Source organism: Serratia plymuthica (genome assembly GCF_018336935.1).
Taxonomy (GTDB): domain Bacteria; phylum Pseudomonadota; class Gammaproteobacteria; order Enterobacterales; family Enterobacteriaceae; genus Serratia; species Serratia plymuthica_B.
Genome location: NZ_CP068771.1, coordinates 2,184,333 through 2,210,186 on the forward strand (window position 1 = coordinate 2,184,333; position 25,854 = coordinate 2,210,186).

27 protein-coding genes and 2 pseudogenes are annotated in these 25,854 nt (G+C 53.8%); 17 read left to right on the forward strand and 12 right to left on the reverse strand.

The annotated features are described in order from the left end of the window. Positions 1–214 precede the first annotated feature (214 nt). From JK621_RS10395 to licT, 3 genes are read left to right on the forward strand one after another with little or no spacing between them, the layout of a single operon-like run. Positions 215–2,086 (forward strand): beta-glucoside-specific PTS transporter subunit IIABC, encoded by a 1,872-nt coding sequence (locus tag JK621_RS10395; protein WP_212559716.1) that lies wholly within the window; start codon positions 215–217, stop codon positions 2,084–2,086. Continuing rightward, on the forward strand, positions 2,083–3,495 hold the full coding sequence (locus JK621_RS10400) for a glycoside hydrolase family 1 protein (protein ID WP_212559717.1): 1,413 nt from the start codon (positions 2,083–2,085) through the stop codon (positions 3,493–3,495). The genes JK621_RS10395 and JK621_RS10400 overlap by 4 nt, the downstream gene beginning before the upstream one ends. 27 nt (positions 3,496–3,522) lie before the next feature. After that, positions 3,523–4,362, forward strand: coding sequence for a BglG family transcription antiterminator LicT (gene licT / locus JK621_RS10405; protein ID WP_212559718.1), 840 nt, complete (start codon positions 3,523–3,525; stop codon positions 4,360–4,362). Here the strand turns inward: licT and JK621_RS10410 are convergent. Continuing rightward, on the reverse strand, positions 4,359–5,279 hold the full coding sequence (locus tag JK621_RS10410; protein WP_212559719.1) for a LysR family transcriptional regulator: 921 nt from the start codon (positions 5,277–5,279) through the stop codon (positions 4,359–4,361). The two genes, licT and JK621_RS10410, sit on opposite strands and share 4 nt — an antisense overlap. 99 nt (positions 5,280–5,378) lie before the next feature. On the opposite strand from JK621_RS10410, the gene JK621_RS10415 reads away from it, so the two are divergent. Beyond that, the gene (locus JK621_RS10415) at positions 5,379–5,951 is read left to right on the forward strand and encodes a chromate transporter (RefSeq protein ID WP_212559720.1); all 573 of its coding nucleotides are present in this window, start codon (positions 5,379–5,381) and stop codon (positions 5,949–5,951) included. Next, positions 5,948–6,469, forward strand: coding sequence for a chromate transporter (locus tag JK621_RS10420; RefSeq protein ID WP_013812811.1), 522 nt, complete (start codon positions 5,948–5,950; stop codon positions 6,467–6,469). Before JK621_RS10415 ends, JK621_RS10420 begins: the two co-directional genes overlap by 4 nt. Here the strand turns inward: JK621_RS10420 and JK621_RS10425 are convergent, their stop codons facing one another. The 3 genes from JK621_RS10425 to JK621_RS10435 all read right to left on the reverse strand — a co-directional run bounded on the left by JK621_RS10425 (position 6,470) and on the right by JK621_RS10435 (position 9,438). Then, entirely contained in the window at positions 6,470–6,826 is a 357-nt protein-coding gene (locus JK621_RS10425; protein WP_212559721.1) for a protease inhibitor Inh/omp19 family protein, read from the reverse strand. It abuts the gene before it with no gap. 269 nt (positions 6,827–7,095) lie between these two features. Further along, a complete protein-coding gene (locus JK621_RS10430; RefSeq protein ID WP_212559722.1) occupies positions 7,096–7,899 on the reverse strand; it encodes a hypothetical protein in 804 nt (267 codons plus the stop codon). A gap of 15 nt (positions 7,900–7,914) precedes the next feature. Further along, entirely contained in the window at positions 7,915–9,438 is a 1,524-nt protein-coding gene (locus JK621_RS10435; RefSeq protein WP_212559723.1) for a hypothetical protein, read from the reverse strand. Positions 9,439–9,941: 503 nt separating this feature from the next. On the opposite strand from JK621_RS10435, the gene JK621_RS10440 reads away from it, so the two are divergent. The 3 genes and pseudogenes from JK621_RS10440 to JK621_RS10450 all read left to right on the forward strand — a co-directional run. Further along, the gene (locus tag JK621_RS10440) at positions 9,942–10,808 is read left to right on the forward strand and encodes a hypothetical protein (protein WP_212559724.1); all 867 of its coding nucleotides are present in this window, start codon (positions 9,942–9,944) and stop codon (positions 10,806–10,808) included. A gap of 40 nt (positions 10,809–10,848) precedes the next feature. After that, positions 10,849–11,001, forward strand: a pseudogene (locus JK621_RS10445) (PhzF family phenazine biosynthesis protein); the annotation flags it as partial. 131 nt (positions 11,002–11,132) lie between these two features. Beyond that, positions 11,133–11,318 (forward strand): annotated as a pseudogene (locus JK621_RS10450) (IS3 family transposase); the annotation flags it as partial. A gap of 26 nt (positions 11,319–11,344) precedes the next feature. On the opposite strand, the gene JK621_RS10455 reads toward JK621_RS10450, so the two are convergent. Beyond that, a complete protein-coding gene (locus JK621_RS10455) occupies positions 11,345–12,406 on the reverse strand; it encodes a glycoside hydrolase family 19 protein (protein ID WP_212559725.1) in 1,062 nt (353 codons plus the stop codon). Between the two features lie 1,112 nt (positions 12,407–13,518). Here JK621_RS10455 and JK621_RS10460 point away from each other — a divergent pair. Both JK621_RS10460 and JK621_RS10465 read left to right on the forward strand, forming a co-directional pair. Then, positions 13,519–14,244, forward strand: coding sequence for a 2-phosphosulfolactate phosphatase (locus JK621_RS10460; RefSeq protein WP_212559726.1), 726 nt, complete (start codon positions 13,519–13,521; stop codon positions 14,242–14,244). A 185-nt stretch (positions 14,245–14,429) separates the two neighbouring features. After that, positions 14,430–15,326: a PhzF family phenazine biosynthesis protein gene (locus JK621_RS10465; protein WP_212559727.1), complete on the forward strand. Its 897-nt coding sequence runs from the start codon at positions 14,430–14,432 to the stop codon at positions 15,324–15,326. A 117-nt stretch (positions 15,327–15,443) separates the two neighbouring features. Here the strand turns inward: JK621_RS10465 and JK621_RS10470 are convergent, their stop codons facing one another. Further along, positions 15,444–16,346 (reverse strand): DMT family transporter, encoded by a 903-nt coding sequence (locus tag JK621_RS10470; protein WP_212559728.1) that lies wholly within the window; start codon positions 16,344–16,346, stop codon positions 15,444–15,446. 178 nt (positions 16,347–16,524) lie between these two features. On the opposite strand from JK621_RS10470, the gene JK621_RS10475 reads away from it, so the two are divergent. From JK621_RS10475 to JK621_RS10490, 4 genes are all read left to right on the forward strand, one after another. Next, positions 16,525–17,394, forward strand: a complete 870-nt coding sequence (locus JK621_RS10475) for a helix-turn-helix domain-containing protein (RefSeq protein ID WP_212559729.1) — start codon at positions 16,525–16,527, stop codon at positions 17,392–17,394. Positions 17,395–17,411: 17 nt separating this feature from the next. Beyond that, the gene (locus tag JK621_RS10480) at positions 17,412–17,849 is read left to right on the forward strand and encodes a glyoxalase (protein WP_212559730.1); all 438 of its coding nucleotides are present in this window, start codon (positions 17,412–17,414) and stop codon (positions 17,847–17,849) included. Between the two features lie 106 nt (positions 17,850–17,955). Further along, entirely contained in the window at positions 17,956–18,375 is a 420-nt protein-coding gene (locus JK621_RS10485) for a DUF3224 domain-containing protein (protein ID WP_212559731.1), read from the forward strand. Between the two features lie 46 nt (positions 18,376–18,421). Beyond that, positions 18,422–18,754, forward strand: a complete 333-nt coding sequence (locus JK621_RS10490; protein ID WP_212559732.1) for an NIPSNAP family protein — start codon at positions 18,422–18,424, stop codon at positions 18,752–18,754. A gap of 169 nt (positions 18,755–18,923) precedes the next feature. On the opposite strand, the gene JK621_RS10495 is transcribed toward JK621_RS10490, so the two are convergent. From JK621_RS10495 to JK621_RS10520, 6 genes are all read right to left on the reverse strand, one after another. Then, positions 18,924–19,577, reverse strand: coding sequence for an HAD family hydrolase (locus tag JK621_RS10495; RefSeq protein WP_212559733.1), 654 nt, complete (start codon positions 19,575–19,577; stop codon positions 18,924–18,926). Between the two features lie 80 nt (positions 19,578–19,657). Continuing rightward, entirely contained in the window at positions 19,658–20,041 is a 384-nt protein-coding gene (locus JK621_RS10500) for a VOC family protein (RefSeq protein WP_212559734.1), read from the reverse strand. Positions 20,042–20,253: 212 nt separating this feature from the next. Further along, positions 20,254–21,468 (reverse strand): glycosyl transferase, encoded by a 1,215-nt coding sequence (locus tag JK621_RS10505; RefSeq protein ID WP_212559735.1) that lies wholly within the window; start codon positions 21,466–21,468, stop codon positions 20,254–20,256. Then, on the reverse strand, positions 21,461–22,291 hold the full coding sequence (locus JK621_RS10510; RefSeq protein ID WP_212559736.1) for a mannosyl-3-phosphoglycerate phosphatase-related protein: 831 nt from the start codon (positions 22,289–22,291) through the stop codon (positions 21,461–21,463). The genes JK621_RS10505 and JK621_RS10510 overlap by 8 nt, the downstream gene beginning before the upstream one ends. 265 nt (positions 22,292–22,556) lie before the next feature. After that, entirely contained in the window at positions 22,557–22,889 is a 333-nt protein-coding gene (locus tag JK621_RS10515) for a type II toxin-antitoxin system RelE/ParE family toxin (protein ID WP_212559737.1), read from the reverse strand. A gap of 22 nt (positions 22,890–22,911) precedes the next feature. After that, a complete protein-coding gene (locus JK621_RS10520; protein WP_006318766.1) occupies positions 22,912–23,145 on the reverse strand; it encodes a type II toxin-antitoxin system Phd/YefM family antitoxin in 234 nt (77 codons plus the stop codon). Between the two features lie 145 nt (positions 23,146–23,290). Between JK621_RS10520 and JK621_RS10525 the strand changes: the two genes are divergently transcribed. The 3 genes from JK621_RS10525 to ddpX all read left to right on the forward strand — a co-directional run bounded on the left by JK621_RS10525 (position 23,291) and on the right by ddpX (position 25,854). Next, positions 23,291–24,154 carry a GNAT family N-acetyltransferase gene (locus JK621_RS10525; protein ID WP_212559738.1) on the forward strand — a complete coding sequence of 288 codons (864 nt, stop codon included), beginning with the start codon at positions 23,291–23,293 and terminating at the stop codon, positions 24,152–24,154. A gap of 246 nt (positions 24,155–24,400) precedes the next feature. Then, positions 24,401–25,273 (forward strand): MurR/RpiR family transcriptional regulator, encoded by an 873-nt coding sequence (locus tag JK621_RS10530; protein WP_212559739.1) that lies wholly within the window; start codon positions 24,401–24,403, stop codon positions 25,271–25,273. A gap of 17 nt (positions 25,274–25,290) precedes the next feature. Beyond that, the gene (gene ddpX / locus JK621_RS10535; RefSeq protein ID WP_212559740.1) at positions 25,291–25,854 is read left to right on the forward strand and encodes a D-alanyl-D-alanine dipeptidase; all 564 of its coding nucleotides are present in this window, start codon (positions 25,291–25,293) and stop codon (positions 25,852–25,854) included.

Sequence of the window (25,854 nt, forward strand, 5' to 3'; positions counted from 1 at the left end):
AGAGTGATGTTGCTCGCAAAGTTTGACGAAGGCAGTTGCTGAAAAATCGCAACTATGGCGATACTTCCGTCGCGATCTTCGTGATCGCCAGACATTTTTATTAAGGCGTGTTACTGCTCAGGCAGGCAAGACCAAAATAGGAATGCACCTCTCATCATGATGAGGCGCATTTTCGTTTTGGTCTTTTTTTTTGTTTTTTTACCGGGGAAAAACGATGGATTACAAACAGTTGGGCCTGGAAATATTGGCGCGGGTAGGCGGTAAAGCTAACGTCAGCAAACTGACGCACTGCGCCACGCGCCTGCGCATGGAGTTTAACGATGACGGCAAGGTGCAGGCGAAAGCCATTGAGGCCTTGCCGGGGGTGATAAGCGTGGTGGAGCGCGGCGGCCAGTTTCAGATCGTGGTCGGCAATAACGTGCAACAAACCTTCCGCACGTTGCAAAAAGAGATTGGCGATCTCGGTGGCCGACAGAGCGAGAAGAAACAGCAGGCCAGGGGCGGGGTGTTTTCGCAGATCATCAGCGTCATCTCCACCACCTTCACTCCGGTGATCCCGGCGATCACCGGGGCGGGGATGATCAAGGCGCTGCTGGCGATCCTCAAACTGACCGGCGTGATAGACGCCGCCAGCCCGACGTACCATCTGCTGGACACCATCGCCGATGCGGCCTTTTTCTTCCTGCCGGTATTGCTGGCTTACGGCGCCTCGATCAAGTTTGAATGCAACCCGATACTGGCGATGACCATCGCCGGCGCCTTGCTGCACCCCAATTTGGCGCAGATGCTGGCGGCGGGCACCGCGATTGATTTTATCGGCATTCCGGTGCGCCTGGCGGACTATGCCGGTTCGGTGTTGCCGATTATATTCACCGTGTGGCTGATGTCCTATATCGAGCGTTTTGCGGAGAAAGTGTCGCCGACGATGATCAAGTTTTTCACCAAGCCGATGATTATCCTGTTGGTTACGGCGCCGCTGGCGTTGGTGGTGGTCGGGCCGTTCGGTATTTTCCTTAACGATCTGGTCGCCGCAGGCGCGGCCATCATCGACGGCAAGGCCAGTTGGCTGATCCCGATGCTGATGGGCGGGCTGCAACCCTTCCTGGTGATCACCGGCACTGCCTGGGCGATGACACCTATCGCCACCGGCCAGTTGAGCAAAAACGGTTTCGAAATGATTAACGGGCCGGGCATGCTGGCGTCCAATATCGCGCAGGGCGCGGCGACGCTGTGCGTGGCTTTCCGCACCAAAAACAAAAATCTGCGCCAGCTGGCGTCTTCCGCCGGTTTCACTGCGCTGCTGGGGATCACCGAGCCTTCGCTGTATGGCGTGACGCTGAAGCTGCGCAAACCGCTGATTGCGGCGATGATCGGCGGCGGCTGCGCCGGTATCTATGCCGGGCTGAGCGGGTTGGTGCGCTATGCCTTTGTCTCTCCGGGATTGGCGGCGTTGCCGGCATTTATCGGTGAAAATCCGATGAATATCGTCCATGCGCTGATCACCTGTGCCATTGCCATCGTGGTGACCTTCGCGCTGACCTGGATCCTCGGCTTTGAGGATCCGGTTGAAGAGCAGGAGCAAGCGGCCGCACCGGCGGTGGCTCCCATCGGCGGTGATGAGCAGCAGGTTTTCAGCCCGCTGTCCGGCCAACTGGTGGCGCTGGAGCAGGTTAACGACGACGTGTTCTCACAGGGATTATTGGGACAGGGGGTGGCGATAAGGCCGCAGGAAGGGGTGTTGCGTGCGCCGCTGGACGGCGAGGTGGCGACTTTCCTGCCGTCGATGCACGCGGTGGGCATCAAGGGTGATAACGGCGTCGAACTGCTGGTGCATATCGGCATCGACACCGTCAATCTGGCTGGCCGGCATTTTGCATCTGATTTGCAGATTGGCGATCGGGTCAAGGTGGGGGACGAACTGGTGCGTTTTGATATTGCGGCGATTACCGGGTTGGGTTACGACATCACTACGCCGGTATTGGTAATCAACAGCGAAGCTTTCCCGCAGTTGAGCTGCCGTCAACCGGGTAGCGTGGGCTTTGGCGAGGCGATCATCACCCTCAATACCCCCAAGGAGCCGGCATGATTTATCAACGCCTGGACGATTTCCCCGCAGATTTTCTGTGGGGGGCTTCTACCTCCGCCTATCAGGTGGAGGGAGCCTGGGATGAAGACGGTAAAAGCCCGTCGATTGTAGACATGCTCGATCATCCTGAAGATACCGCCGATTTCAAGGTGGCCAGCGATCACTATCACCGTTTCCGCGAGGACGTGAAACTGTTCGCCGAGCTGGGGCTGAAGGCCTATCGCTTTTCCGTTGCCTGGACGCGGGTGCTGCCCAACGGCACCGGTGAGGTTAACGCCGCCGGGCTGGCGTTCTATCGGCAACTGATCGATGAACTGCAGCGTCACGGCATTGAACCTGTGGTGACGCTTTATCACTTCGATTTGCCTTACGTGCTCGAACAGCAGGGCGGCTGGTCCAACCGCGCCACTATCGACGCGTTTGTCGAGTATGCGGCGGTGCTGTTTGACGCCTTTGGCGATCGGATAAAATATTGGCTGACCATCAATGAACAGAACACTATGATCCTGCATCCGGGCGCGATTGGCATGCCGAAGGGCGGTGAGTTGCCGTCCAAACAGGTGCTGTATCAGCAAAGCCACCACATGCTGGTGGCGCAGGCCAGGGTGATGGCGTTATGCCATCAACGCTGCCCAACCGGCAAAATCGGCCCGGCGATTAACACCACCTCGATGTATCAGGAAACCTGCCACCCGCTGGACGCCATCGCCGCGCACAACTGGGAAACGCTGCGCTGCTGGAGTTTCCTCGACGTGGCGGTGCAGGGGCGCTATAACGCGCTGGCCTGGCGATATTTGCAGGATCGCGGCCTGGCACCGCAAATGGAACCGGGCGATGCGGCGTTGTTGCTGCGAGGCAAACCGGATTACGTGGCGATAAACTACTATTCCACCGCCACCATCGCCGCCAGCCGGGGTGATGCCTCGGACATCAGCGCCCGCGCCGGCGATCAGCAAATCATGCTGGGGGAACCGGGGGTGTACCGCGCGGCGGAGAACCCGTTCGTTGGCAAAACCCGTTACGGTTGGGTGATAGATCCGGTCGGGTTGCGCCTGACGCTGCGCAAAACCTACGAACGCTACCATTTGCCGATATTAATCACTGAAAACGGCATCGGCGCACCGGATGAGTTACAGGACGAGGGTACAATTAATGATGACTACCGCATTGAGTTTATGCGCCGGCACGTTGAACAGATGCAATTGGCGATCAACGACGGCGTTGAACTGATGGGGTATTGCCCGTGGGCGGCGATAGATGTGGTCAGCACCCATCAGGGCTACGCCAAGCGTTACGGATTTATCTATGTAAATCGGGGCGAGCAGGATCTGAAAGATCTGCGCCGCATCAAAAAGCGCAGTTTTGACTGGTATCAACGGCTGATTGCCACTCATGGCCGGCAACGCTAATAAAAATAAAGGGTGATGGCCGCGACGATGAAAGTCATTAAGGTACTCAACAATAGCCTGGTGCTATCAACAGACAGCGATAACAACGAAGCTATCGTCATGGGCAAGGGTATTGGCTTTAACAGCAAAGTGGGTGACGTTCTCGACCCGGCCACTATTGAGAAAGTGTATGTGGTGCAAAACAGCCAAAAGGGCCGTGATTACCTGCGGCTGATGGAAAACACGCCGGAGGAGCACCTGGAGATTGTGCAGATGATCCTCGCCGAGGCCAACCGGCAGCTCAATGGCCGCATTAACGAGCAGATTTTCTTCACCCTGACGGACCACATCAGTTTTGCCATCGAGCGCTACCACAAGGGCATCGCGATCCAAAACCGGCTGTTGTTCGAGGTGAAGCGCTTCTATCCGCAGGAGTTCGCGGTGGCGGCGCAGGCGCTGGCGCATATCAATCAGCGGCTTAACATCACTCTGCCGGAAGAAGAGGCGGGGAATATCGCGTTCCATCTGGTTAACGGTCAGACCGACGTGCAGAACATGGAACATACCCTGCTGTCGGTGAAGATGCTGAAAGACATTTTCAATATCATCAAGTACCACTTTCGCATCAATATCGATACGGATTCGCTCAACTACGCGCGTTTTCTGGTGCATATGCAGTTTTTTATTCAGCGGATGGTCGAAGGGCAACAGATGGCGTCGAAAGACGACTTTATCTTTGCCCAGGTGACCAGGGAGTACCCGAATGCTTATCGCGGCGCGCTGCTGATCCGCGACTATGTGAAGAATCTGCTGGAGATGGAGATGTCGAACGATGAACTGCTGTATCTGGTGATCCACCTGACGCGTATCGCCGACCCGCAGGACTAGCCGGAATGCTGTGCGCTCACCGCGTCTTCCACCAGCGCACGGAAGCGCTGGATGAGGGGGGAGGTGCGGTTGCTGCGCAGCGCCAGGTACAGCGGGGCACTGAGCTGGGCTTCGTCGCTGATGGCCCGGTAGACGATACCGTCGCCGCCCAACCGCCGCATCGAGGCCGGCACGATCGACAGCCCCAGACCGGCCCCCACCAGACTGAGCGTCGCGGGCAGGCGCGGGGCTTCCTGAATGACGCGCGGGCTGAACCCGGCGCGATGGCAGGCGGCTAAAATGGCATCGTACAATCCCTGGCCCGCAGGGCGGCGGTAGAGAATAAAAGCTTCGTTAGCCAACGACAGCAGCGGCAACGGCTGCTCGCCGTCGACTGCCCGCGGGTGGCCGACCGGCAGGGCGACCAGCATAGGTTCGCGCAGCACCGGCTCAATGGTCAGGCCCGGAATGCCGCTGGCCGGCGAGCGCACAAAAGCCACGTCGAGCCGTTCATCCACCAGCGCATCCAGCAGTTCGCCGCTGCCGGCTTCTTCCAGTTGGGTGGTGATGCCCGGCAGGATCTCGCGATAGCGGCGCAACAGGTTGGGCACGAACGGGTGCAGCGCGGCGGAACTGGTGAAGCCGATGGCGATATGCCCCTGTTCACCGCGTGCCGCGCGATGCACCGCTTCGGTCAACAGTTCGGCTCGGGCCAACAGCGCACGCGCCTCGTTAAACAGCACGTTGCCTGCCTCGGTGGCGCGCACGCCACGCGGCAGACGCTGCAACAGTGTTACCCCCAGCTCATCCTCCAGCCCTTGCAGCAGGCGGGTCAACGGCGGCTGCTGAATAAACAGCCGTTCGGCGGCGCGGGTAATATTGCCTTCTTCAACTACCGCAACGAAGGCTCGCAGGCGGCGGAGTTCGATCATAGACATACCTAAAAGGTATCCTTGTTGACTCAGAAATGCATTAGACATCATGGCATGGCGGCGCGCATCATACCAGCCATCAAAATAAGCGATGTGGAACGACCAATGTCTGAATCGGATGCGGTAAAAAATACCCGGCTGGCGGCACCGCCGGGCAATGGGGAGCTGTTTTGGGGCTTTCTGATGCTGGGGCTGATAGGGTTTGGCGGCGTGCTGCCGCTGGCGCGCAATATGCTGGTGGAGGATCGGCGCTGGCTGAGCGGCGAACAGTTTACCGAGCTGCTCGGGCTGTGCCAGTTTCTGCCGGGGGGCAACGTGATCAACCTTTCGGTCGCGGTGGGGATGGAGTTCCGCGGCCTGCGCGGCGCTTGTTGCGCGTTGTTGGGGTTGATCAGCGCGCCGACGGCGATTGTGGTCGGGTTGGGGATGGTTTACGCCCGCTTCCAGAACGATGCGCATGTGCAGCACGTGTTTGCCGGGCTGGCGGCTGCGGCGGCCGGCTTGCTGCTGTCCACCGGGATAAAAATGCTGTTGCCGCTGCGCGGTAAATGGCTGGCGCTGGGGATTGTCGCGCTGTGCCTGATCGCCATCGCCTGGCTGCGCCTGCCGTTGTTGCCGACCATGCTGGTGCTGGCACCGCTGAGCATTCTGTTGCTGTGGTGGAGGAAGCCCTCATGATGGGCGTATTGATCTCGCTGGCGATTATTTTTACCGAGCTTTCGTTGCTGGCGTTCGGCGGCGGCATGACCATCCTGCCGGAAATGCAGCGCCAGGTGGTGGAGGTTCATCAATGGATGAGCGCGCAGGAGTTCAGCGCGCTGTTCGCCATGGCGCAGGCCGCGCCGGGACCGAATATGATGATCGTGCCGCTGATTGGCTGGCACGTGGCCGGCTGGGCGGGGCTGCTGGTTTCCTCCGTCGCCAAGTTCGGCCCGTCATCGATCGTGACTTTACTGGTGATGGGGGCCTGGCGGCGCTTCAAGGACAAACCCTGGCGGCGCATCGTGCAGACCGGTTTGGTGCCGGTCACCGTGGGTTTGGTGGCGGCCAGCGGGGTCCTGATCGCCGAAGCCTCTGCGCCGAGCTGGCCGTTGGCGGCGATCATCGCGCTGGCCACGCTACTGAGCATGAACAAACGCATTCACCCGCTGTGGGTACTGGCGGGCGGTGCTCTGCTCGGGCTGCTGGTCGCCTAATCAGCGCGGCGTCAGCACAAAGCGGGGTTTACCGTCGCGGTGTGTAACCTGGTAGCGTTTGGGGGCGGTCAGCGCCAGAAACGCCACCCTGCTGCCTTCGGCGTTGGTCAACGTCATACCGTCCGGCGTCGGGCGCCAGGCCACCGGCAGCTCGGTGAGCGCCAGCGGTTGCAGGCACTGCGATGAGGCGGTGAAACGGTAGGCGTTGGTGCTTTCGATCCGCTCATCGCTCAGCTCAACGTCGCAGGCGGCGAGCTTGCCTTCGGTGTCGGTCAACTGCCAGTGCCCTTTCAGCGCGGAGGGGGCGAGCAACGGCAACGAACTGGCGAAGGTATTGCCGCACAACAATAGGCTCATAACGGCTCCTGTCAGGGCAATGCGCCGTGGGATTAAGGAGAAAAGGCGGGACATCAGTTTCCTCATTGTCGCTTTCGTGGCCGGGCGGAAACATCTTTTGTGTCTATGATGATAGCAAAGTTGCCGGCGTTGACGTTTGGCTTTGCATTATCACCTCGTTAGCGCCGTTCATCATCTTTCTAACAACGTCTCCTGTTCGATTGGTCCATTGCGCCATGCCCCCTGGCTAAAAGGATGCATGCAATATGGACAGCCTTAATCGATAGGGGCTAGTTGCCAGTGTGGTGAGAGGGATAATAACGGTCTGGAACCAAACTGTGCGACATGACATAAGCTCCGAAAATAGGTGTGTGGGAAACATCACTCTCATAGTATTCGTGCCAGTAGCGTGCCGCTTGCCAGATGGATTCCGGGCTACTGATAGTGCCGCCCATACCCGGCGACAGATCAAAACTGTTGGCTGAAAATGCCATATTGAGCATGGCGGCGGAAGGAAAACCATATCCTTCGTGCAAAGGGTTAGCCGCCGTGCCTATGCCCCAACTATATTGCAACCAGCGGATCAACAATGCGGAGAGATCCAGCATAAAACGTTCCTTGTATAGCTGCCTGATTTTTTCGGCGATATCTTTGCTTGGAACCGGGATCGCCAACAGTGCCAAGTTCGGATAGCGCGATTTATCTGCAAACCGGGACAGTTTACCCACCTGAATGGCATTCGATGCCGGTGCATAGCCGTGGTCCGGATACCACTCTTTTGGCGTAAGATCGATACCCAGCGTGGTGCTTTCTCCCAGGTTGATTGGGTCTATGTCCTGAATAAATAGCGCAACGGACCACGCACTCGGCAGAAAGTCACTTCGTAAATGCGCTTGTGCCACCCGCAACCGAAATGAAACGGGATCGTTGCCACCAGCAAGTAAAATTAATCCGGGGTTTTCAACATTCTCAATTACGCAGGAGGTAACTGCCTGTTTTAGCCAAGAGATATTTTGTTCGTTAGATTTGCGCTTGATATTTTTAATAAAATTGCTGGATTGAGTTGCCTGGGAACGCATGATGCTAATACTCATTGGGCTGTCCTCATTTTATACGATAGGACGCAGCGATAACGTCATGCTGCGCTGCTGCAGTTTCTGCGGGATAGTGTCGGGGAAGGGGATATAGGTAACTATCACATCCAACCCTCTGCCCACCGTGCTAAAGCTCAACATCATCCCCATATCTCCTTGTAAAGGCTTATTATTCTGTAGTGCGAAGTTATTGATGGTCGTCGTTGTGTACAAACCGCGGGTGCCGAACCTGGCTGGCGGTGGCTCTGGAAGCGGGTAATCCCGGGTCAATTGCAGATCGCGAAGCACTCCCAGTGAATGATTAAGCAAGACATTAGCCATATCTCTTTTGTTGCCGTATTGGCATAGCGACGTTGGCGAGGAGATAAATTCATAAATTTTTCCGTAGCTATTGTTGACGTGTTGAGCGCACGACACCCGCCCCCAATGCACATCCCCCGTCAGGCAGAGCACCGGCAAACCGGCTGCAGATACCCGTTCAATCTGTTGGAGGATAAATTCATAGTCATATGAATAATTAGCCAGTTCATAATCTGTCGTTTTCCCTTCGAAAAAGCCTGCCGGTTCTCTGAACAATGATTGGCCCGTAACCAGAACGCCGTACTGAGGAGTGGCGGTGTTGGCACTTTCTACCAGTTCAGTTGCCCATTCCTCCAGAGCTTGTTGTTGTCCGGAATGGCCGAGTAAATCGCCGGCGTTGTCTGTGGTATTATCGAAGATGCCGCCTGCATTACGCTGGGTTCGGGTGTCCAGCATCAAAATGGAAAGTGGAGATTGTTGCAATTTGCATGCAGAGCCCAATGAGAGGGCGGAAAGTTGAAATGCCTCGTAGGCTTTGGCGGCGGCGTCCCACCACCGTTTTCTCCCTTGCGCAGTGAAGGTATTGCCGATCCAGGGGCTTAATGCCGGCGCATTATTCCAGAACTCATGATCATCCGGCAGCATAGCGACAGGCGCGAGTGTCAACACGCTAGGATAGCCGACAGGTTCATTTTGAGGATTGGTATTGCTGCTGCCGTTAAACCAGTTTTTGTAGTAGGTCTTATAGAATTGATTTTCCAGCCAAGGGGTATCGTCGACAAAATTCAATAAAGGCGGCAAATCAAGGTAAACCTGATCGCCAGCCAAAATGGTCCAGTCAGGTTTGGGGACCAGCTGCGACAGGATTTTGGCGGATTTCCCGCCTTTGTCCATGTTGTTATCAAAACAGGACAGCAACAATAGGTTAAATGTTTGCCCATCTTTGGCGGGAACCCCATTGATTCGCGTGCGGAAGTTGCGAAGCGTTCTTTCATCCCCCGCCTGGAGTTCTACCGTATGAATACGGTCAGTCGGAAGGTTGTGAAATTCAACAACCAGCGATTGAAAGTGTAGCCCGGTGTGAATAGGCCAATGATATTGTCGGATCGTTATGGGAGTGCTGATGTTACCGTTGATCCTCCAGACAAGTTGCTCATCGGCAGAGAAGCCTGCTAAGCCTGCCCATAGTCGGAGCGCGGAGTCTTGATCCGTTACATGACTAACTAGAGATATAGGCATAATAAAACCCCTGGATATTATCACTCAGTATGGGTTTTCATTCGGTATTAATTATATGCATGTGTTACTCGTCTTTTTTGAAGAAAAATGGCGAGAGAATAAAATGATCTATGCTGATAAAAATAGCCAGCAGTGAGTAAATGTCAATTGCCGCCATTAAATAAAAATGATGGCTGCGCTTTTTATTTGACCGTTTCATGCTTGACTGTTTACGCCATAATGCTTATCACGGTAATTAATAGTGTGCTGGTGTGAGAATGCGTAAGATTTTAACGAATGAAAGTCAGGAGAGATGGGGGTTTAATGCTAGCGTTGACTTTTTTTTTGGTTTTTTATTTTATTTTTATTTTTGTTCAATAAGTGAATTTCTTTTTCATCTATATAAGTAAATGGGCGACCATACCCGAGAGAACAGTGTGTGTTGAGGCCGTCAGAGTAAACTTCGGCGTTGATACTTGCTGCTTATGCGCAGGTCCCGTGAATCTGATACATAAGGAAAACACATGATTAAGCTAAATAAATTTGTGCTGCGCGGGGCCTGGGTTTTGTTATCTTTTAGCGTTGTAGGTTGCGGATTAAATTCTAAAAAAAATTTATATAATGACTATGCCGCTTTACCCGTTGACGGCTCTACAGTAGGGAACTACGTAGAGTTAAGGAACATTTTGATTGGCGAGGGCAGCTATGAGAATGACCAAGGGAAAGTCGTGAACATCCCGGAGCTTATCCCGAAGCGTTGTTTTGGCGACAGTGTCGATGACAGTTGTCGTTATAAAAGAAATGAAGCGATTTATGCGTTAGTTATTGGCTCTGAGCAGGCTTGCCTACAGCACCGTAAAACCATTTATGGCAATGATGCATTATTTAATGTGAGCGCAGGCAGTTTTACCAATTTATTCGCCGGTATTGCTACCGTTGCAACTCCCACCACAACGAAATCTGTTTTCTCGGCGCTTGCGCTATTCTCTAACGCTGAAAGATCATTGGTTAACGAAGTGGTTTACAAACAAATGATTGTCCCGGCAGTAGATAAAAAAATCATGTCGATCAGGGCCGAAAAAGTCACTGCAATGGCAAATCGTTTAAAAAACGAATCAATAAATGACTATGGCATCGATAATGCTTTGAGTGATTTTATTAGTTTCCATAACTCTTGTTCATTTATGGAAGGGTTGCGGCTAGCGTTGGATGAGGGGGTGAATGATCCTAAGCCTGGCAAAATTAATGCGCTGAATTCGCGTCTGTTAACGCTATCTGCACAGATAATGATGACTTGTGCCAAAGGTAAAGAAAACGATTTCCAATGCAACGCATTGAAAGGTCGCTATGAATCCGTTTCTGATGCGTTAAAGGTGTTGGAAAACCAGTGAGAGCGTTAGCTGTTAGGGGCTATTTGGGAGAGGTGAATCATTGCAGGGGAATCCCTTGGCGGTGATCCTGGAGGCTGAGGGGGTGAATGAAATGCAGATGCTTTCATTGGCTCGCTGGACCAAACTTTCCGAAACGACGTTTGTTTTCAAACCGACTGATCCGGTTGCAATAGACAATCCCGAACCAGAGTTGGACTGATGGACTGATCCCAGCCCGGTAGACGATCCTGAGATGTCTAAAACGCTATATCGTCCGTGAACTCTACCCACTGATTTTATCGGATCTTGCACATGCTAATCGTCAGCTTTTGACATAGGAGCGTCAATGCCGTAGCAGCGTCGTTCTTCAGTTCGCTGAAAAAAGAGCGCATCAGAAAACGGATCTATAAAACTCGCGATCTGGCCCGCGCCGATATCTTCGATTACATTGAAGTCTTCTATAACCGGGCTAGCCGCCACAGCCACCTTGGCGGCGTCAGTCCAGAGGCCTTCGAGAAGGCCTCGTCGTGAGGGACATGAAATGTCTACGGAAATGTCTACGGTTGTGGGGGCAGTCCACTATTCAATGCTTCTAATATTGCTCCCGAGAGCTTTATGCGCCGAGCTAGGTCGACTTCGACATGACCATTAACAAGCTCAGTTAGATGTTCCAGCTCCCAACGATCGGCCAATGGTAGACAGCCCTTGGTGGAAAGATACCAACAGCCAGAAATAGCCGCACCTCTGGGGCTTTCACACCAAGCTAAAACCTCTTCGATCGGTTTGTTTAGTGCTTTAGCAAACTGCTGATACTCGGTCTTACCGGTAAGTTGGATTAACCCGCGCCCGCGGTAGCGATAACCATCACCGGAGGATTCCGGTCCATTGCCGTTACGGTCGGCGTAGACGCGGTTTGCAAGTTTTACCTCATCGCCCAGAAACAGTTTCGCCTCCGTCTCATCTTTGAAGTGGGAACCGAAAGTCTTCATCAGGCCAGGAAGTGTGTAGTTCAATCTCTCTGTCAACTCATGGAAATCTTCTCCTGCTTCAACCATAAACTGCCCAATCGCCGCTGCTTTCTGTTTGTTGGTATTGAAACTGAATTTCGTGAACGCTTCATTAAGTGCAGGAACCCAGATGTCAGAGTTGAGTCTTTTTTCACTTACAACTTGCAGCGCGTGAGCTAAGGGATCAATAGCCACGGGAACGAAGGATAAATTGAACTCTCTATGAGTAGCAAGATCTGCGGTGAGGGCTGGTTCTGGCGGTTGAGGGATATCGGTTGAGGGGATTACGGCACGTTTAATGATGGAGTTAAAACTTCCTTCGATAAGATCTACGCCTGAATAACCCGCTGCGACTATTGCTAACAGTTTGTCAGTCTCGATGTTATTAACAAAATTATCTAATCCAGCAATTATTATGGATATTACGCCTGCAATAAAGCCAATCATCAGTGTGAGTATTAAATAGCTAGCATTGAATACCTTTGCGTTATCCATCGTTTCAAGTTGCAGATAGCCTGCTTTTTTCAGACCTATTACGGCCCGTATACCTTGACCAACCATTCCAGCTACACCACCAAGCACCAGAATTGTGAGAACATTACTAGGGACCATAGTGCCTCCGTCTTATCGATCACAGTGTCAGTGAACCACTATGATAGGTTTTAAGTAGCGGCGAGACGCGAAGTGGCATCTCTGTCATGTCATATTTATGAAGTTTATGGATATTGATTCTATACGGCGGTATATATTCCTCAACTAAGCATCGATGTGGAAAAAAGAGAGTCCTTTTTAGGGTTGACGATTAAGTGGTTTGATTTTTCTTACTTTTTTGGTTGACTAAGTGCTTTGTTGTAATTATTTATTAATGTTTCAATGCGTAAATTTTCCATAAATTATTCTCATAAGGTGATGGTTAAAGAGAGTAAATGAATCATCAATGAAAAAATAATTTCGTGAATTTTGGTTGTTTAATTATTTTTATATTCACAGCGCATGGTGAAATCAGCCTTTCAAAAAAACGTTCCATTGCTGTGGTAATTATTAACACGCTTTGTATTGTATGGTGTTTCTTGCTTGATTTTTATTTAACCAAGCAAGGCAAAAAGTAGGATTAAAATCAAATGGTGATGAGTTTTTTTTCATAAACTAATAAATAAAATCTTTCCACCAGTAAAGGTTGATGTTTTTTTATTTTCTGTAGGTGTTATAAGAACAGCTTTCTAGATTTATTTTGGCACGGGAATGCAAAAATGCAATGGTGTCTATCAAAAATACTGAAATCTCCTATTAATTGCCAATTCTTACTAAAATCAATCAATAATAAATTATGTTATATGTGGAACAATCAATAATCTAACCAATTAGCTTCGGAAATTATAAAATACCAAAAAACGGCGCCATGTCAGAGTATATAACTCGAACTAGGGGGATGAACTGAACGCGGCATTGGTAAAAATTGTGTCACTTTAATCAGGTCGTGTGTTTCAATAATGTCACACTGGTTGCTGCTGTAACCGCAGAGCGGGGTTGTGGGTGATTAGCTTCCCGAGTTTCTCAGGGGAGCGCGTGATGACGCTGTTTAATCTCGCCCTTGTCGTTGAGCTTTCCACTGGCGGTTTAGGTCGTTACAGAGGAATGGACAGCTTACTGAGGTACCACCGGTAACCTTCATAGAGTGTCGAGATGCTCAGCGTCACGAAATCTTTTTCGTTTTGGAGCCGCAGATGGGCTATTTTTCGCAACTTCCATTCGATATTCGTCTTGAGTGGGGAGCCAACGCCATCGAGCACATGGCGGGTGACGTTGATTGCGTCGTCATTGTCGATGTGATGTCGTTTTCAACCTGTGTCAGCGTGGCGACCAAACGGGGAGCCAGCGTCTATCCCTATATATGGAAAGATGACTCGGCCAAGGATTATGCAAGCAAGTTAGGCGCGGTAACGGCTAGCAACACCCGGCGTTTCGATGGCGCAGGGTATTCTCTTTCGCCGCTCTCGCTGGTCAATATCCCCGCGCAGACCAAGCTGGTGCTCCCGTCCCCCAATGGTTCTTCGTTGGCCTTTAAAGCGCGTGATTCAGGGGCGGCGGTATTCTGCGCTTGTCTGCGCAACCTTAAAGCGACAGCCGCTGCCTGTGCGGCGTATCGAAACATATTGGTGGTCCCCAGCGGTGAAAAATGGCCGGACGGCAGCCTGCGGCCGGCACTTGAGGACTGGCTGGTTGCTGGCGGGGTCATTGCGCAACTGCCGGAAAGAAACCCGTCGCCGGAAGCACTGGCGGCGGCAGCAAGCTTCCAGGCGTTGCCTGCGACGGCATTGCGCCAGTGCAGCTCAGCGCGGGAGTTGATTGAACGCGGGTTTGCCGCAGACGTTGAGCTCTGTCTGGCGACTGATGCAGACGACGTGGCCTGTCGTTTGGAGCACGACCATTTTGTCATTAGGTATGGATAATCGTGCCGCCTGTCTACTGGCGTGTTGGTTACCGCAGCAGGTCGATGAGCCTTCCGTCAAGGGTTAGCGGGGAAGGAACAGTAACGGCTGCCATGTGGCCCCTTCAAATAGCGGCAGATTGATAAATTGATGTAAGGTATTTAACAGAGCTATCATCAAGCCTTATATATAACGGATTATGGCCAATGCTCAAAAGAGATAATGTGATACCACGCGCCTACAAACAGGTAGATGTATTTACCACCTCGCCATTGCAGGGGAATCCCTTGGCGGTGATCCTGGAGGCGGAAGGGTTGAATGAAATGCAGATGCTTTCATTGGCTCGCTGGACCAACCTTTCGGAAACGACGTTTGTCTTCAAACCGACGAATCCGGTTGCAGATTATCAGGTGCGCATCTTTACCCCCGATAAAGAGTTGCCCTTTGCCGGACATCCGACATTGGGGACGGCCCATGCCTTATTGGAGGCCGGATTGGTGACCAAACAGCCGGGGGTAGTTATGCAAGAATGCGGGGTTGGTCTGGTTGCGGTCAATATCTTGGCTGACGGAACCCTGGCGTTTGCCGCACCGGCGGCAACGTTTCGATCGCTGACGGTCGGAGAAAGGGACCTGCTAAAGGCCGCTTTTCAGCAGGCGGTTATTGAAACAGATACCATGCCGGTGATTGCCGACATGGGTATTCGCTGGCTTATGGTGCGTATGCCAAACGTTCAATCCTGCCTGAGGGCGACGCCGGATCAAGCCATGATTAAAAAGCTGCAAATTGCCTGTCATGTTGATGGCGTGGTGATTTATGCTGCCTATTCATCCGGTGATCCGGCTGATTACGAAATGAGAGCGCTTCTGGTTGAAGGGGGACAGTTGGTTGAGGATCCCGTGACCGGCAGCGCTAATGCGTGCCTGGCCCGTCTGTTGAAGGCCAATAACTTCCCCGACGGTGGCTCGACGGCACTGGAGTATCAGGTTCGACAAGGGACCCAACTTCAGCGAGAAGGCCGGGTTAGCGTTCGTTTTATTCATGATGAGCCATGGATTGGTGGACAGAGCTGCACGCTGATTGATGGTTGGTTGCACATTTAGGTATGGCAATAACTCACTGATTTCCAGACATTGTGACCGGGAATGGTTACAGCGCCCGTTCCCGGCCATAATGCCCTCCAAATTGTCAGGATTAGCCGCTGTTATTACGATTTCCCCTTACGCCGCCCGCCGCCATAACGCGGCGTACATGCCGGGTTTGGCGAACATCACCAGATTCCCCAACAGGATCAGGCACAGGCCGATCACCGCATTGAGGTGCCACTGGTAACCTTCATAGAGTGTCGAGATGCTCAGCGCCACCAGCGGAAACAGCAGGGTGCTGTAGGCCGCAGCGCTTGCGCCGATGCGGCCAAGCAGGCTGAAGTAAGCGGCAAAGGCAATCACCGACCCGAAAATCGCCAGATACAGCAATGAGCCGATATAGCGGGTGCTGAACTCAATCTGGAAGGATGCGCCCTGGGCCAGGGCGATCAGTGCCATCAGAATTGCGCCATAACTCATGGCATAAGTATTGGTGGATAAAATGTCCAGCCCACGCCGCTGGTGGCGCGAACTGATCATATTGCCGAGTGAAAAACCGTAGGTGCCGAGCGCACTCAGTCCGATGCCTTGCAACAGTTCCGGCGCCATGTGCGTGGCGACCAGATCCTGCCAGAACAGGGCGACGATCCCGGTCAGGCCCAGTACCGCCGCAGGCAGCAAGTTTGGGCTGGGGCGTTGACGGAAGAAGATCATGCCGTTGACGGCATTGAACAGCACCGCCATCGAGAAAATCACGGATTCCAACCCGCTGCTGATATAGGCCGCCGCATGGTAGAAACAGTAGAAGTTAAAGCCGAACACGCAGCAGCCTTGCAGGATACAAAACAGGTGATCGCGCAGCGCAATGCGGCGCAGGCGGCGCGCCAACAGCAGGATCAGCAACATCACCGCGGCGGAAACCACGAAGCGGTAACTGATAGACACCGGAATGGCGACCGGTCCTGCCTGTTGCAGGGTAATCGCAATCCAGGTGGTGCCCCAAATCAGCACCACGGCAAGGTACAACAGCACGTTCATAATCGACTCCGGCAAAATAGACTGCCGCAGTATCCGCTGTCGCTCGCCGCCGCGCTTTCAGCGCTTTGCGCACAATTGCATATTCTTGCGCTTTTTTTAGCGAAAGCGCGGGTCGTGGACTGGTGCGGTATGGCGTCACTCTTTACACTGAAGACAACTCAGCGAAGCGGGGCCGGCGATGTCCAGATACAAGGCGTTTGAAACACTGCGGGAACACAAAGCGCGGTTGCACGGCAGTGTGCAGCTGGGTTCTGGCGTGGAGCTGGCCGCCTGGTCCAACCGTGACGATCGCATTACCCAGGAAAGCGCCGATCACCATACCCTGAGCCTCTATGTCGCCGATGGCTACGAGTGCTATCAAAAAGTGCCCGGCGGCTGGAAAAACGGCGGTGGGCCGGACCGTTTCTGCATTATGCCTCGCCAGTACGAATCCACCTGGGACGTGCGCAGCGATTTATCTTTCGTGCATCTTTACTGCACCGACCGGCATCTGCGACAGGTGGTGGAGCAAACCTGGGATCGCAGCCCGGCGGCGATCGCTCTCGAGCCGTGCGCGTTTGCCGAGGATCCGCAAATTACGCTGCTGTACCGCCAGTTTTTGCTTAACTGCAACTGGCAGGAACGCGCCAATCAGTTGGCGCTCAGCAGTGCGACAACGTTGTTGATGTCGCATCTGGTTCAGCGCTACAGTCAACTGCAATGGGCTTTGCCGAGGGTGCGCGGCGGCCTGGCGCCGGCGGTAGCCAGGCGGGTGAAAGACTATATCGAACAACACCTCGACAGGCCGTTGCTGCTGGCGGATTTGGCGGCGCAGGCCGAGCTGAGTGAGTTCCACTTTGCCCGCATGTTCAAACATGACACCGGCCTGGCGCCACACCAGTTTGTGATGCGCGCGCGGCTGCAACAGGCGGAAAAATTGCTGCGTCACAGCCTGTTGCCGCTGACGCAGATTGCGCTGGAATGCGGCTTCAGTTCCGCCAGCCATTTCAGCAACCGCTTCAAAGCGGCCTACGGATTTGCCCCGATGCAGATGCGCCAGGGGCGTTGACACCGACAGGAGAGAACATGGAACAGCAGTTCGCAGGACTTGGCGTATTGTTTATCGCCGGATTTGGGCCTATTACCCGGCAAACGGAGCACAGCAAGGCGTTTTATGTTGATGTGTTGGGGCTGCCGCTCAAGCCGATGCCCGGCAATAGCGATTATCTGCTGGCCGAGCATGGCGCGCTGGATGGGGTGAAGCACTTTGCCTTGTGGCCGTTGGCGCAGGCGGCGCAATCTTGCTTCGGCAGCGAACAATGGCCGGCCGATCTGCCGGTGCCGCAGGCATGGATGGAGTTTGACGTCGCCGATATGGCGCTGGCCACCCAAGGGTTGATCGACAAGGGCTACCGCCTGCTGGTCGCCAACCGCGAAGAACCCTGGGGCCAGAGCGTCACCCGCTTGCTCAGCCCGGAAGGGTTGCTGGTCGGCGTCACTTTCACGCCTTGGCTGCGCGACTGAACCTATGCTTTCCCTTGCATGTATCACTAAATTTCCGGATAGACCACGCCCAGCGCCAATCCCTGGCATCCATTTTTTCGGTATTTTTATAGAGACGGGATTCTAAATGAAAGCAGTTGCCACTTTTTCTACCAAGGATTTCAAACCAACGGATCTGAGCCCTGAGCCAGCGCTTACAACCGCCTTGCCGGTTTCCGTCAGCACGATGGAGAAACGCTATTCGGGTGAGATCCAGGGGGTTTCCGCAACAATCTTTACTGCCGCATTCGATCCGGCGAGAAAACAAGGCAGTTACATCGCAATGGAAAGTTTCTCGGGAAGTGTGAACGGCAAAGAAGGGGCTTTTAATTTTATTCATTCGGCCTCGACAACCGGCAGCGATCGGCTGAACGAGTTTTTCTGCATCGTGGATGGCAGCGGCACCCAGGCTTTGAAAGGCATATCCGGCTCTGGAGGCATGAAGATCGACGCAGATGGCACGCACCATATTTGGTTCGATTATCAGCTTGAGCAGACAGAAGCATAATCCGGCGTCAGCGCCTATTTTCGCCGTTTGGCTTATGAGGACATGGATGGAAAACAAAACCCTGGAGATACTCACCTACACCCTCAAAAAAGGGACTGGCCGCGATTTTCACAACATCATGACGGAAACCAGCGTTCCTTTGCATCTTAAGGCGGGGATCGATGTTGTCCGCTTCGGAAACTCTTTGCACGATGCAGATTCGTACTTTCTAATCCGGGCTTTCGACAGTGTCGAACATCTTGAAAACGCCCAGGACGAATTTTACAAAAGCGATGCCTGGCGAACGGGCCCGAGGGAGGCGATTATCGAAAGGATTGAGCAAAGCATCAAGTCCGTGCTGACAATCAGCAGCGCTGCACTGGATGCGATGCGGGTTTAGCCTATCCAAATAGAGTGGTAATAACCGGAACGTTAATCGGGAAGTGTCTTAACGGCACTTCCAGTACTGAACCACGGTGTCGTTTACTGGCGTACTTAATCCGCATGTAGGGCGAATGTTACTATTTGCCGGGGTACTTACAGATTGACTTGTATTCAAGAGGTCCATCTTATGACCAGTTAAGTAGATTAAGATTTTTTACAACATGTCCATGTTTGCATTTCGAGTTAATCAAATAAGGATTTTCGCTATTTATAAGGATAGGATAATCATCATCGATATCATCAGTGTATGTTGAGTGCCATTTTGGGTATATCCCTTTCATTTTTATTCTTCTAACTTTTTCCTCATTCCTGCAGTGGTTACCTGCTACCCACCCATTAAATAAAGTTTTAGATAAGGGAGTTCCTATAACTTCAAGGTTAAGGTTTATAGCCTCTATGATTTTATAAGCGAGTAATTCAGGAGCAGCCGTGGCGATGATAACTCTTCGACCTTCTTCTCTATGTTTTAAAAGCTCTAGCAATCCGTCTTTAAACCAATTAACCCCATTTATTTTCCCATCTCTAATCTTAGATGAGAATAGAAAAAAGCTGTCCATCATTTCTTTTTCTTTCATTCTGAAAGATGCAATAAAGAAGAAAATAGATGCGCCAGTGGATTTGAACCTCTTTGACTTCAAAAAAAGCAGAGCTATAGGTGCTAAGACGGCTGCACAGAAGAATCTTAACTTCCCAGTTCTAAATCTCATCAACATCCAGGCTTTAGTGGAATCTCCAGATAAAAGCGTCTTATCCAAATCAAAAATAACAACTTCACTCATAAATACCTCGTACAGATAGCAGCCTCCGTGAGACAGCAAACGAAGGCTGCAGTTGTTACATCATGCAGAAAATACGCAATTTAGCCGTTATAGACAATGCCAATTTTGTTTCCCGATGGGTCACGCACGTAGGCCGCATACCAATTAGGTCCATAGTGCGGACGAGGGTTCGGTGCACCCTCATCATATCCTCCATTGGTCATGGCGGCTTCATAAAAAGCATCCACTTCGGCCCGCGATTTAACCATAAATCCGACCATGGAACCGTTACCTGACGTGGCTTGCTCGCCATCAAAAGGAGTACAGACCCATAGGGTAAATCCATTACCTGTCCCGCCCTCTGAATAGGCACGCCAACCTGAAAACTCTATATGCATACTCCATCCAATTGTTGCTAGAGTTGCATCATAGAAAGCGTTTGACTTCGCTGGATCTGATGCTCCCACAGTTACATAATTGCTCATGGCTAAAACCTTTTACTGTATAAAAAGCCAGTATAGCAAATCTTGAAATACGGATGGTCAGTCCAGTTATCTGCGATTTTTGCAATCATCAACTTATCGTACCACTTTGAATTAAGGGAGAATTATTGAGCAGGTTAATAATAACACCGGTTATCAGGCGTGGGGAAATGAATGAGGAAAAGTAAAACCCGCCTTGCGGCGGGCGCAGGCAGTTACTTCTGGTTGTCTTGTTCCACGGCGTCATACAGCCGCTGGAGAATATCCGGGAAGGCGGATTGTACGCGGTTCCAGCTTGGCACAAAGGGTTTATCGCCGGGGTTTTCGCTGAAGGCTTGCCCGGCCTGAGAAATCACCCGAGAGAACAGTTCGACCGCTGACTCTTCGCTGTGGCGATCGAAATCCAGACCGTTCATTTTGGCATCGTGCTCAAAGGCGTCGATCATATCCAACGCCGTGCGGTAGTAGGTGGCGCGCAGTACGCGAAAAGAATCGCTGGTGAGCGGCACCCCCTGGATCGCCAATTTGCGGTACAGTGCCTTGGTGATATCGCCCGCCATACGCTGCAGGCCGCTGTGCGGATCATCTTCCGACATTGCCTGGTGTTTATGATCGTAATTATCGGCGATATCAACCTGGCAGATACGGCTGGTGGCGGTGTTGCGGTGGACTTCCGACAATACGCCGATCTCCAGCCCCCAGTCGCTGGGAATACGCAGGTTGTTGAGAATGTGGGTGCGCATGGCGAACTCGCCCGAGAGCGGGTAGCGGTAGCTGCGCAGGTAATCGAGAAAATCCGAATTGCCGTACACTTTCTGCAGCGATTTCAGCAGCGGAAACACCAGCAACCGGCCGACGCGGCCATTCAGCTTGCCGTTAGCCACCCGGGCATAGTAACCCTTGCAGAAATCGTAATGGAAATGCGGGTTGGCCACCGGATACAGCAGCCGCGCCAACATGCGGCGATCGTAGGTGACAATGTCACAGTCGTGCAGCGCCACACAGCTGGAGCGGCGTGAAGCCAGCGTGTAGCCGACGCAAAACCACACGTTGCGGCCTTTGCCCGGTTCGTTGGGCGCCAGCCCTTCGGCGCTGAGCTGGTCGGCAATCGCCGTCAGGCGCGGCCCGTCGTTCCACAAAATGCGGTGGCGCTGCGGCAGGCGGGAGAAAAAGCTTTTCGCATGCAGGAACTGCTCATGGTTGGCGCGATCGAGACCAATGACGATCTCCTCCAGATAAGGCACCTGCGCCAAAACATCGACAATATTGTCCAGTGCCGGGCCTTCCAGCTCGGAATAGAGCGAGGGCAGAATCAGCCCCATGGTGTTGCGGCCGGAAAATACCTGCAACTCATATTCCAGTTCGGACAATTCGCGCTGAGCGAGAGCGTGAAAGTTGGTGATGATGCCATCTTGATAAAAATCACTCATGGTGAGATCTCCCGTTAATCAGAAAATGATCCAATCCTTCGCACCAGCCCTGGGAGCCTTGGCGGCGCGTGCGGTACAGCTGGCCGGCGAAATCGCCCGGTAAGTCGAGAGGTCTGTCCTGCTGCCCCCGGATCAACACCGCCAGATCGCTGGCGTGCAGCAGGGAAATATCGTTGGGGCCGTCGCCCAGACTGAGGGTGGTAAGAGGGGGGCCGTGCGGCGGCCGATAACGCGCGGTGATCCAACGGGCGGCGTTGCCTTTGCTGACGGCCGAGCTCATCACGTGATAAAAGCGTCCGCCCTGGGTCAAGCTGAGCTCGTGCTGCGCCAGCAACGTGCGAAACTGGGCAAGCTGTTCATCGTTTCCGGCCCAGAGCAAGGGTTCAGAACCGACGCGCCGGCGGGCCAGATGCGCCTGATTGAGCGTTAAACCGGTCCATTGCGCGACCCTGGCGTCGTCCACGTCGGCAAATCCCTGAAAGGCAAAGCCGGTCTGGCTGCGCAGTTCCCGCAACGTGGCGCACAGGCTGGGGTAATCTGCGCCCAGGTGCCTGGCCGGATAGTCGGGGCGATCGCGCCATTGGGCGGGGAAGACAATCTGCGCGCCGTTTTCCGCAATAAACGGCCAGTGGCTCAGCCCGAGTTGCCGTTGCAACGGGGCGACTTCTGCGGCGGTTTTACTGGTGGCGATAATCAGCGGCGTCTGGGCGTGCGCCAGCCGATCCAGCCACGGCTGCGCAGCCTGCCAGCGGTAGCTGTGGTGATCCAGCAGCGAACCGTCCAGATCGGTGAAAATTAACAGGTTGGGGCTCGGTTTCAGCATTTCATCTCCATTCTATCGTGCATAACTCACTGATAAACAGGTTGATTACTTTGTTGTCATCTAGACCGACGGAGAAACGACGCGTGGCGTTGCTGAGGGTGTTTGCCGCCGACGCCGTGCCTCCCCCAGATAAAAACGTGATTAAAATCACAATTTACCCTAACGGCTTATCGCAGGGGGTGCAAGTGTTGGTCGTCACCCGCAAAAACGGGTTATTGCATTTATTCGTTGAAAAACGGGAGGGCTTGTCCGCTTAACGGGGGGATTATGACGCAATCAGCCGGTTAAATAGCGTTTGTTGAATATCTTGCTTTTGGGCAAGAAAGGCATGCACGGTGACAAGTGAATCTTCGAGCGAATAAATAACGCGATAGCCGTTGAACGTATTACATTCACGGTATTTATCGCAGCCAATTTTCAAGAGTTCAGGGCATATCTGACAGCCGGTCGGAAAGAGGCTTACCCTGGCTTCGAACCCGGTAATGATGCTTTCAACGATCGGTACCGGCAGCACATTATTGGCTTTCAAATGGTGGACAATCTCGAGCAAAGTACTCTTTGCCGTTGCGGTATACTCAATATCAATCCGTTCCCTCATGCGACATCTCCTTTTGACCGCATTACTTATCTATATCAGCCAGCAATTGGTCGCGGGAATAAACCTTGCCTTCTTTTTTGTCTTTTTCAGACAGCGTTAGCAATTTAAGCAGGGCAATGGCGTCATCCCTTTGCTGGTGTTGTTCATAAGATTCGATCACATAAGCAGGGGTACCATTTTGCGTCACCAGAATAGGCTCAGACAAATCGAGCGCGGCGGCGTGCTTCTTAACATAGCTGATGGTTTCAACTTTCATACTGGCGTCCTCGTATCTTGCGTGAGTCAAATTTAGTTCATATTCAGACTATAAGCAATGCACCACGCAGAACCGAATCTGCTACTCTGCGGGAAGGCGGTTTTCGCCACCCTGCAAGTTATCCCTAGTGAATCAGGAGGCAAACGTGCCCGAGGAAAAGCAAAGCATTCACCTGCGCCCGATGGTCGAAAGGGATCTGCCGGCGGCGTTCGGGCTGTCGCAACAGGCGCGCTGGCCTCACCGCCTGGAAGACTGGCAGCAGGCGTGGGGATTGGGGGCGGGAGTGGTCGCGGTGGTCAACGGCGAGACGGTCGGCACCGCGCTGCGCTGGCTATGGGGAGAGAACCGCGCCACGCTGGGGTTGGTGATTGTCGACGAAGGGCATCGCGGGCAAGGCATTGCCAGGGCGATGATGCAGACGCTGATGGCGCCATTGGCCGACTATCAGCTGCACCTGGTGGCTACCGAACAGGGCAAGCCGTTGTATCAACAGTTGGGGTTTATCGAACAGGGGCGGCTGGCACAGCATCAATGCCGGGAGTTGCCTGCCCGCGACGCCGAGCCTTTGCCGGAGGGCGTTACCCTGCGCCCGGCATCGTCGCAGGATCTGTCAACCCTCGCCGAGCTGGATTTCGCCGCTTGCGGCATGCGGCGTCAGCCGCTGCTGGAGACCTTGCTGAGTAGCGCCGGGCAGGCGCTGGTGCTGGAGCGGCAGGGGATTGCCGCCGGTTTCGCGGTGCGTCGCCGCTTTGGTCATGGCCACATGATCGGCCCGGTAATCGCGCCTGACCTGGCCTCCGCCGTCGCGTTAATCGACGCGCTGTGCCGGCCCTGCACCGGTCAGTTTGTGCGTATCGACACGCCACAGGCCAACAGCCTCGGCCCTTGGCTGCTCGAGCGCGGTTTACCCTGCGTGGACACGCCCGCCGTCATGGTGCGCGGCGCGCTTCATAGACCGGATCCTGCCGGCGTGCAGACTTTTGCATTGGTTTCGCAAGCGCTGTCATAAAATTGAAAATCAGAGGCCACGGCGGTGCATCGCCAGATGCATTGCCCAATTGTTGTGCAATAGTTATCAACTGATGACTTTGCTGTAACCGCAGGTTTTACCGTTCCTGCGCCGCCGTACGCCGCCGCGCGTGAAATATCCCCAGAAAGTCCGCAATTGGCACAGGCCATGCATTGTCATCATCAGTCTTTGTTACCTGAGTAACAGGCGGCGGTTTGATGACAACTCAACAACAGCGGGCGAACTATGACAGACCATCCTGATGTGATCGCACAGATAGAAGCGTCATTCGCGGTACAAACCCCGACCGGCAAGCGTATTGCCGGTTATCTGCTGGCCAATCTGGCGCAGGTGCCGTTTGAAACCGCCGACGGCATCGCCCGCAGCACGGCGACCAGCGGCATTTCGGTCGGCCGTTATCTGCGCAGCCTGGGTTACCGCAATCTCGACGATTTGAAACGCACGCTGCGTGAACAAGGGGCAGCGCTGTACCAACCCTGGGGCGTCACCGATCGTCTGGGGGCTTATCGCCGGCGGCGCGAGCAGCCGCAGCCGCAAAAGCTGCGTCAGGCGTTAACCCTGGAGCTGGAAGCGATAGAACACGTTTACCAGTTGGCCGGCGGGGAGGCGTTCAACCACGTCAGCCGTCAACTGGCGCAGGCGGAAGCCGTGTTTGTGGTCGGCATTCAGTCTACGCGCGGCATCGCCAACGCCTTTTACAGCCATCTGGAATATCTGCGGCCCAGAGTCTATTACGCCGACGGGCTGTCCGGCACCTACGTGGAATCGCTCAATTCTGAATTTAGCGCGCCCTATCTGGTGCTGACCGACACTCGCGCCTACTCGACCATCGCCCGGCAGTATTGCCAGGCGGCCTGCGCGCGCGGGCTGCGGCTGGCGCTGATTACCGACATTTACTGCCCGTGGGCGCGGGACTACCCGATTGACCTGCTGCAGGTGAAAACCGACACCGGCCAGTTTTGGGATTCGCTGGCGCCGCTCAGTTGCCTGTTCAACCTGCTGTTGTCCTCGGTGCTGGAACAGGGCGGCGCGGCGGTGGAGCAGCGGCTGGCCAACAACCGCATCCTGCAAAAAGAGCTGGGGCAATTTGAATCTTAACCGTATGGGAACAGGTAATGAGTGACAATGTAACGTTAATTGATCTGGCCGAGGCGTTTCCCGATCTGCCGATTGAGCTGAAATACGCCGGCGCCGATAACCTCACCGGCCGGCCAATCTATCGCGAAAGCCGCTGTCTGCTGCACCCCGACGCAGCGCGTGGGCTGGCACGCTGCCTGCTGGCCGCGCGGCTTGCCGGTTTATCGCTAAAGGTGTTTGACGCCTATCGGCCGCAACAGGCGCAGGCGTTGCTGTGGCTGGCGTGCCCGGATCCGCAATATGTCACCAGCACGCAGACCGGCTCGCACCACAGCCGCGGCGTGGCTATCGACGTGACGCTGCTGGATGCGGCGGGCGCGGCGCTGGATATGGGTACCGGCTTTGATGAGATGAGCGAGCGTTCCCATCCGTTTTACCCCGATTTCCCTCCCGAGGTGCAGCGCAACCGGCTGTTGCTGAATGCGGTGATGGCCGCCGGGGGGTTTTGCGGCATCGCCAGCGAATGGTGGCATTTTGAGCTGCCCAACGCCGGTGACTATCCGCTGTTGGCCGATCGCTTCGGCTGTTTTTCTTACGATTAA

Excerpts from the sequence above, each read along its gene's own strand:
- JK621_RS10395 (WP_212559716.1), top strand. The coding sequence starts at position 215 with ATGGATTACAAACAGTTGGGCCTGGAAATATTGGCGCGGGTAGGCGGT.
- JK621_RS10400 (WP_212559717.1), top strand. The coding sequence starts at position 2,083 with ATGATTTATCAACGCCTGGACGATTTCCCCGCAGATTTTCTGTGGGGG.
- licT (WP_212559718.1), top strand. The coding sequence starts at position 3,523 with ATGAAAGTCATTAAGGTACTCAACAATAGCCTGGTGCTATCAACAGAC.
- JK621_RS10410 (WP_212559719.1), bottom strand. The coding sequence starts at position 5,279 with ATGTCTATGATCGAACTCCGCCGCCTGCGAGCCTTCGTTGCGGTAGTT.
- JK621_RS10415 (WP_212559720.1), top strand. The coding sequence starts at position 5,379 with ATGTCTGAATCGGATGCGGTAAAAAATACCCGGCTGGCGGCACCGCCG.
- JK621_RS10420 (WP_013812811.1), top strand. The coding sequence starts at position 5,948 with ATGATGGGCGTATTGATCTCGCTGGCGATTATTTTTACCGAGCTTTCG.
- JK621_RS10425 (WP_212559721.1), bottom strand. The coding sequence starts at position 6,826 with ATGAGCCTATTGTTGTGCGGCAATACCTTCGCCAGTTCGTTGCCGTTG.
- JK621_RS10430 (WP_212559722.1), bottom strand. The coding sequence starts at position 7,899 with ATGAGTATTAGCATCATGCGTTCCCAGGCAACTCAATCCAGCAATTTT.
- JK621_RS10435 (WP_212559723.1), bottom strand. The coding sequence starts at position 9,438 with ATGCCTATATCTCTAGTTAGTCATGTAACGGATCAAGACTCCGCGCTC.
- JK621_RS10440 (WP_212559724.1), top strand. The coding sequence starts at position 9,942 with ATGATTAAGCTAAATAAATTTGTGCTGCGCGGGGCCTGGGTTTTGTTA.
- JK621_RS10455 (WP_212559725.1), bottom strand. The coding sequence starts at position 12,406 with ATGGTCCCTAGTAATGTTCTCACAATTCTGGTGCTTGGTGGTGTAGCT.
- JK621_RS10460 (WP_212559726.1), top strand. The coding sequence starts at position 13,519 with ATGGGCTATTTTTCGCAACTTCCATTCGATATTCGTCTTGAGTGGGGA.
- JK621_RS10465 (WP_212559727.1), top strand. The coding sequence starts at position 14,430 with ATGCTCAAAAGAGATAATGTGATACCACGCGCCTACAAACAGGTAGAT.
- JK621_RS10470 (WP_212559728.1), bottom strand. The coding sequence starts at position 16,346 with ATGAACGTGCTGTTGTACCTTGCCGTGGTGCTGATTTGGGGCACCACC.
- JK621_RS10475 (WP_212559729.1), top strand. The coding sequence starts at position 16,525 with ATGTCCAGATACAAGGCGTTTGAAACACTGCGGGAACACAAAGCGCGG.
- JK621_RS10480 (WP_212559730.1), top strand. The coding sequence starts at position 17,412 with ATGGAACAGCAGTTCGCAGGACTTGGCGTATTGTTTATCGCCGGATTT.
- JK621_RS10485 (WP_212559731.1), top strand. The coding sequence starts at position 17,956 with ATGAAAGCAGTTGCCACTTTTTCTACCAAGGATTTCAAACCAACGGAT.
- JK621_RS10490 (WP_212559732.1), top strand. The coding sequence starts at position 18,422 with ATGGAAAACAAAACCCTGGAGATACTCACCTACACCCTCAAAAAAGGG.
- JK621_RS10495 (WP_212559733.1), bottom strand. The coding sequence starts at position 19,577 with ATGAGTGAAGTTGTTATTTTTGATTTGGATAAGACGCTTTTATCTGGA.
- JK621_RS10500 (WP_212559734.1), bottom strand. The coding sequence starts at position 20,041 with ATGAGCAATTATGTAACTGTGGGAGCATCAGATCCAGCGAAGTCAAAC.
- JK621_RS10505 (WP_212559735.1), bottom strand. The coding sequence starts at position 21,468 with ATGAGTGATTTTTATCAAGATGGCATCATCACCAACTTTCACGCTCTC.
- JK621_RS10510 (WP_212559736.1), bottom strand. The coding sequence starts at position 22,291 with ATGCTGAAACCGAGCCCCAACCTGTTAATTTTCACCGATCTGGACGGT.
- JK621_RS10515 (WP_212559737.1), bottom strand. The coding sequence starts at position 22,889 with ATGAGGGAACGGATTGATATTGAGTATACCGCAACGGCAAAGAGTACT.
- JK621_RS10520 (WP_006318766.1), bottom strand. The coding sequence starts at position 23,145 with ATGAAAGTTGAAACCATCAGCTATGTTAAGAAGCACGCCGCCGCGCTC.
- JK621_RS10530 (WP_212559739.1), top strand. The coding sequence starts at position 24,401 with ATGACAGACCATCCTGATGTGATCGCACAGATAGAAGCGTCATTCGCG.
- ddpX (WP_212559740.1), top strand. The coding sequence starts at position 25,291 with ATGAGTGACAATGTAACGTTAATTGATCTGGCCGAGGCGTTTCCCGAT.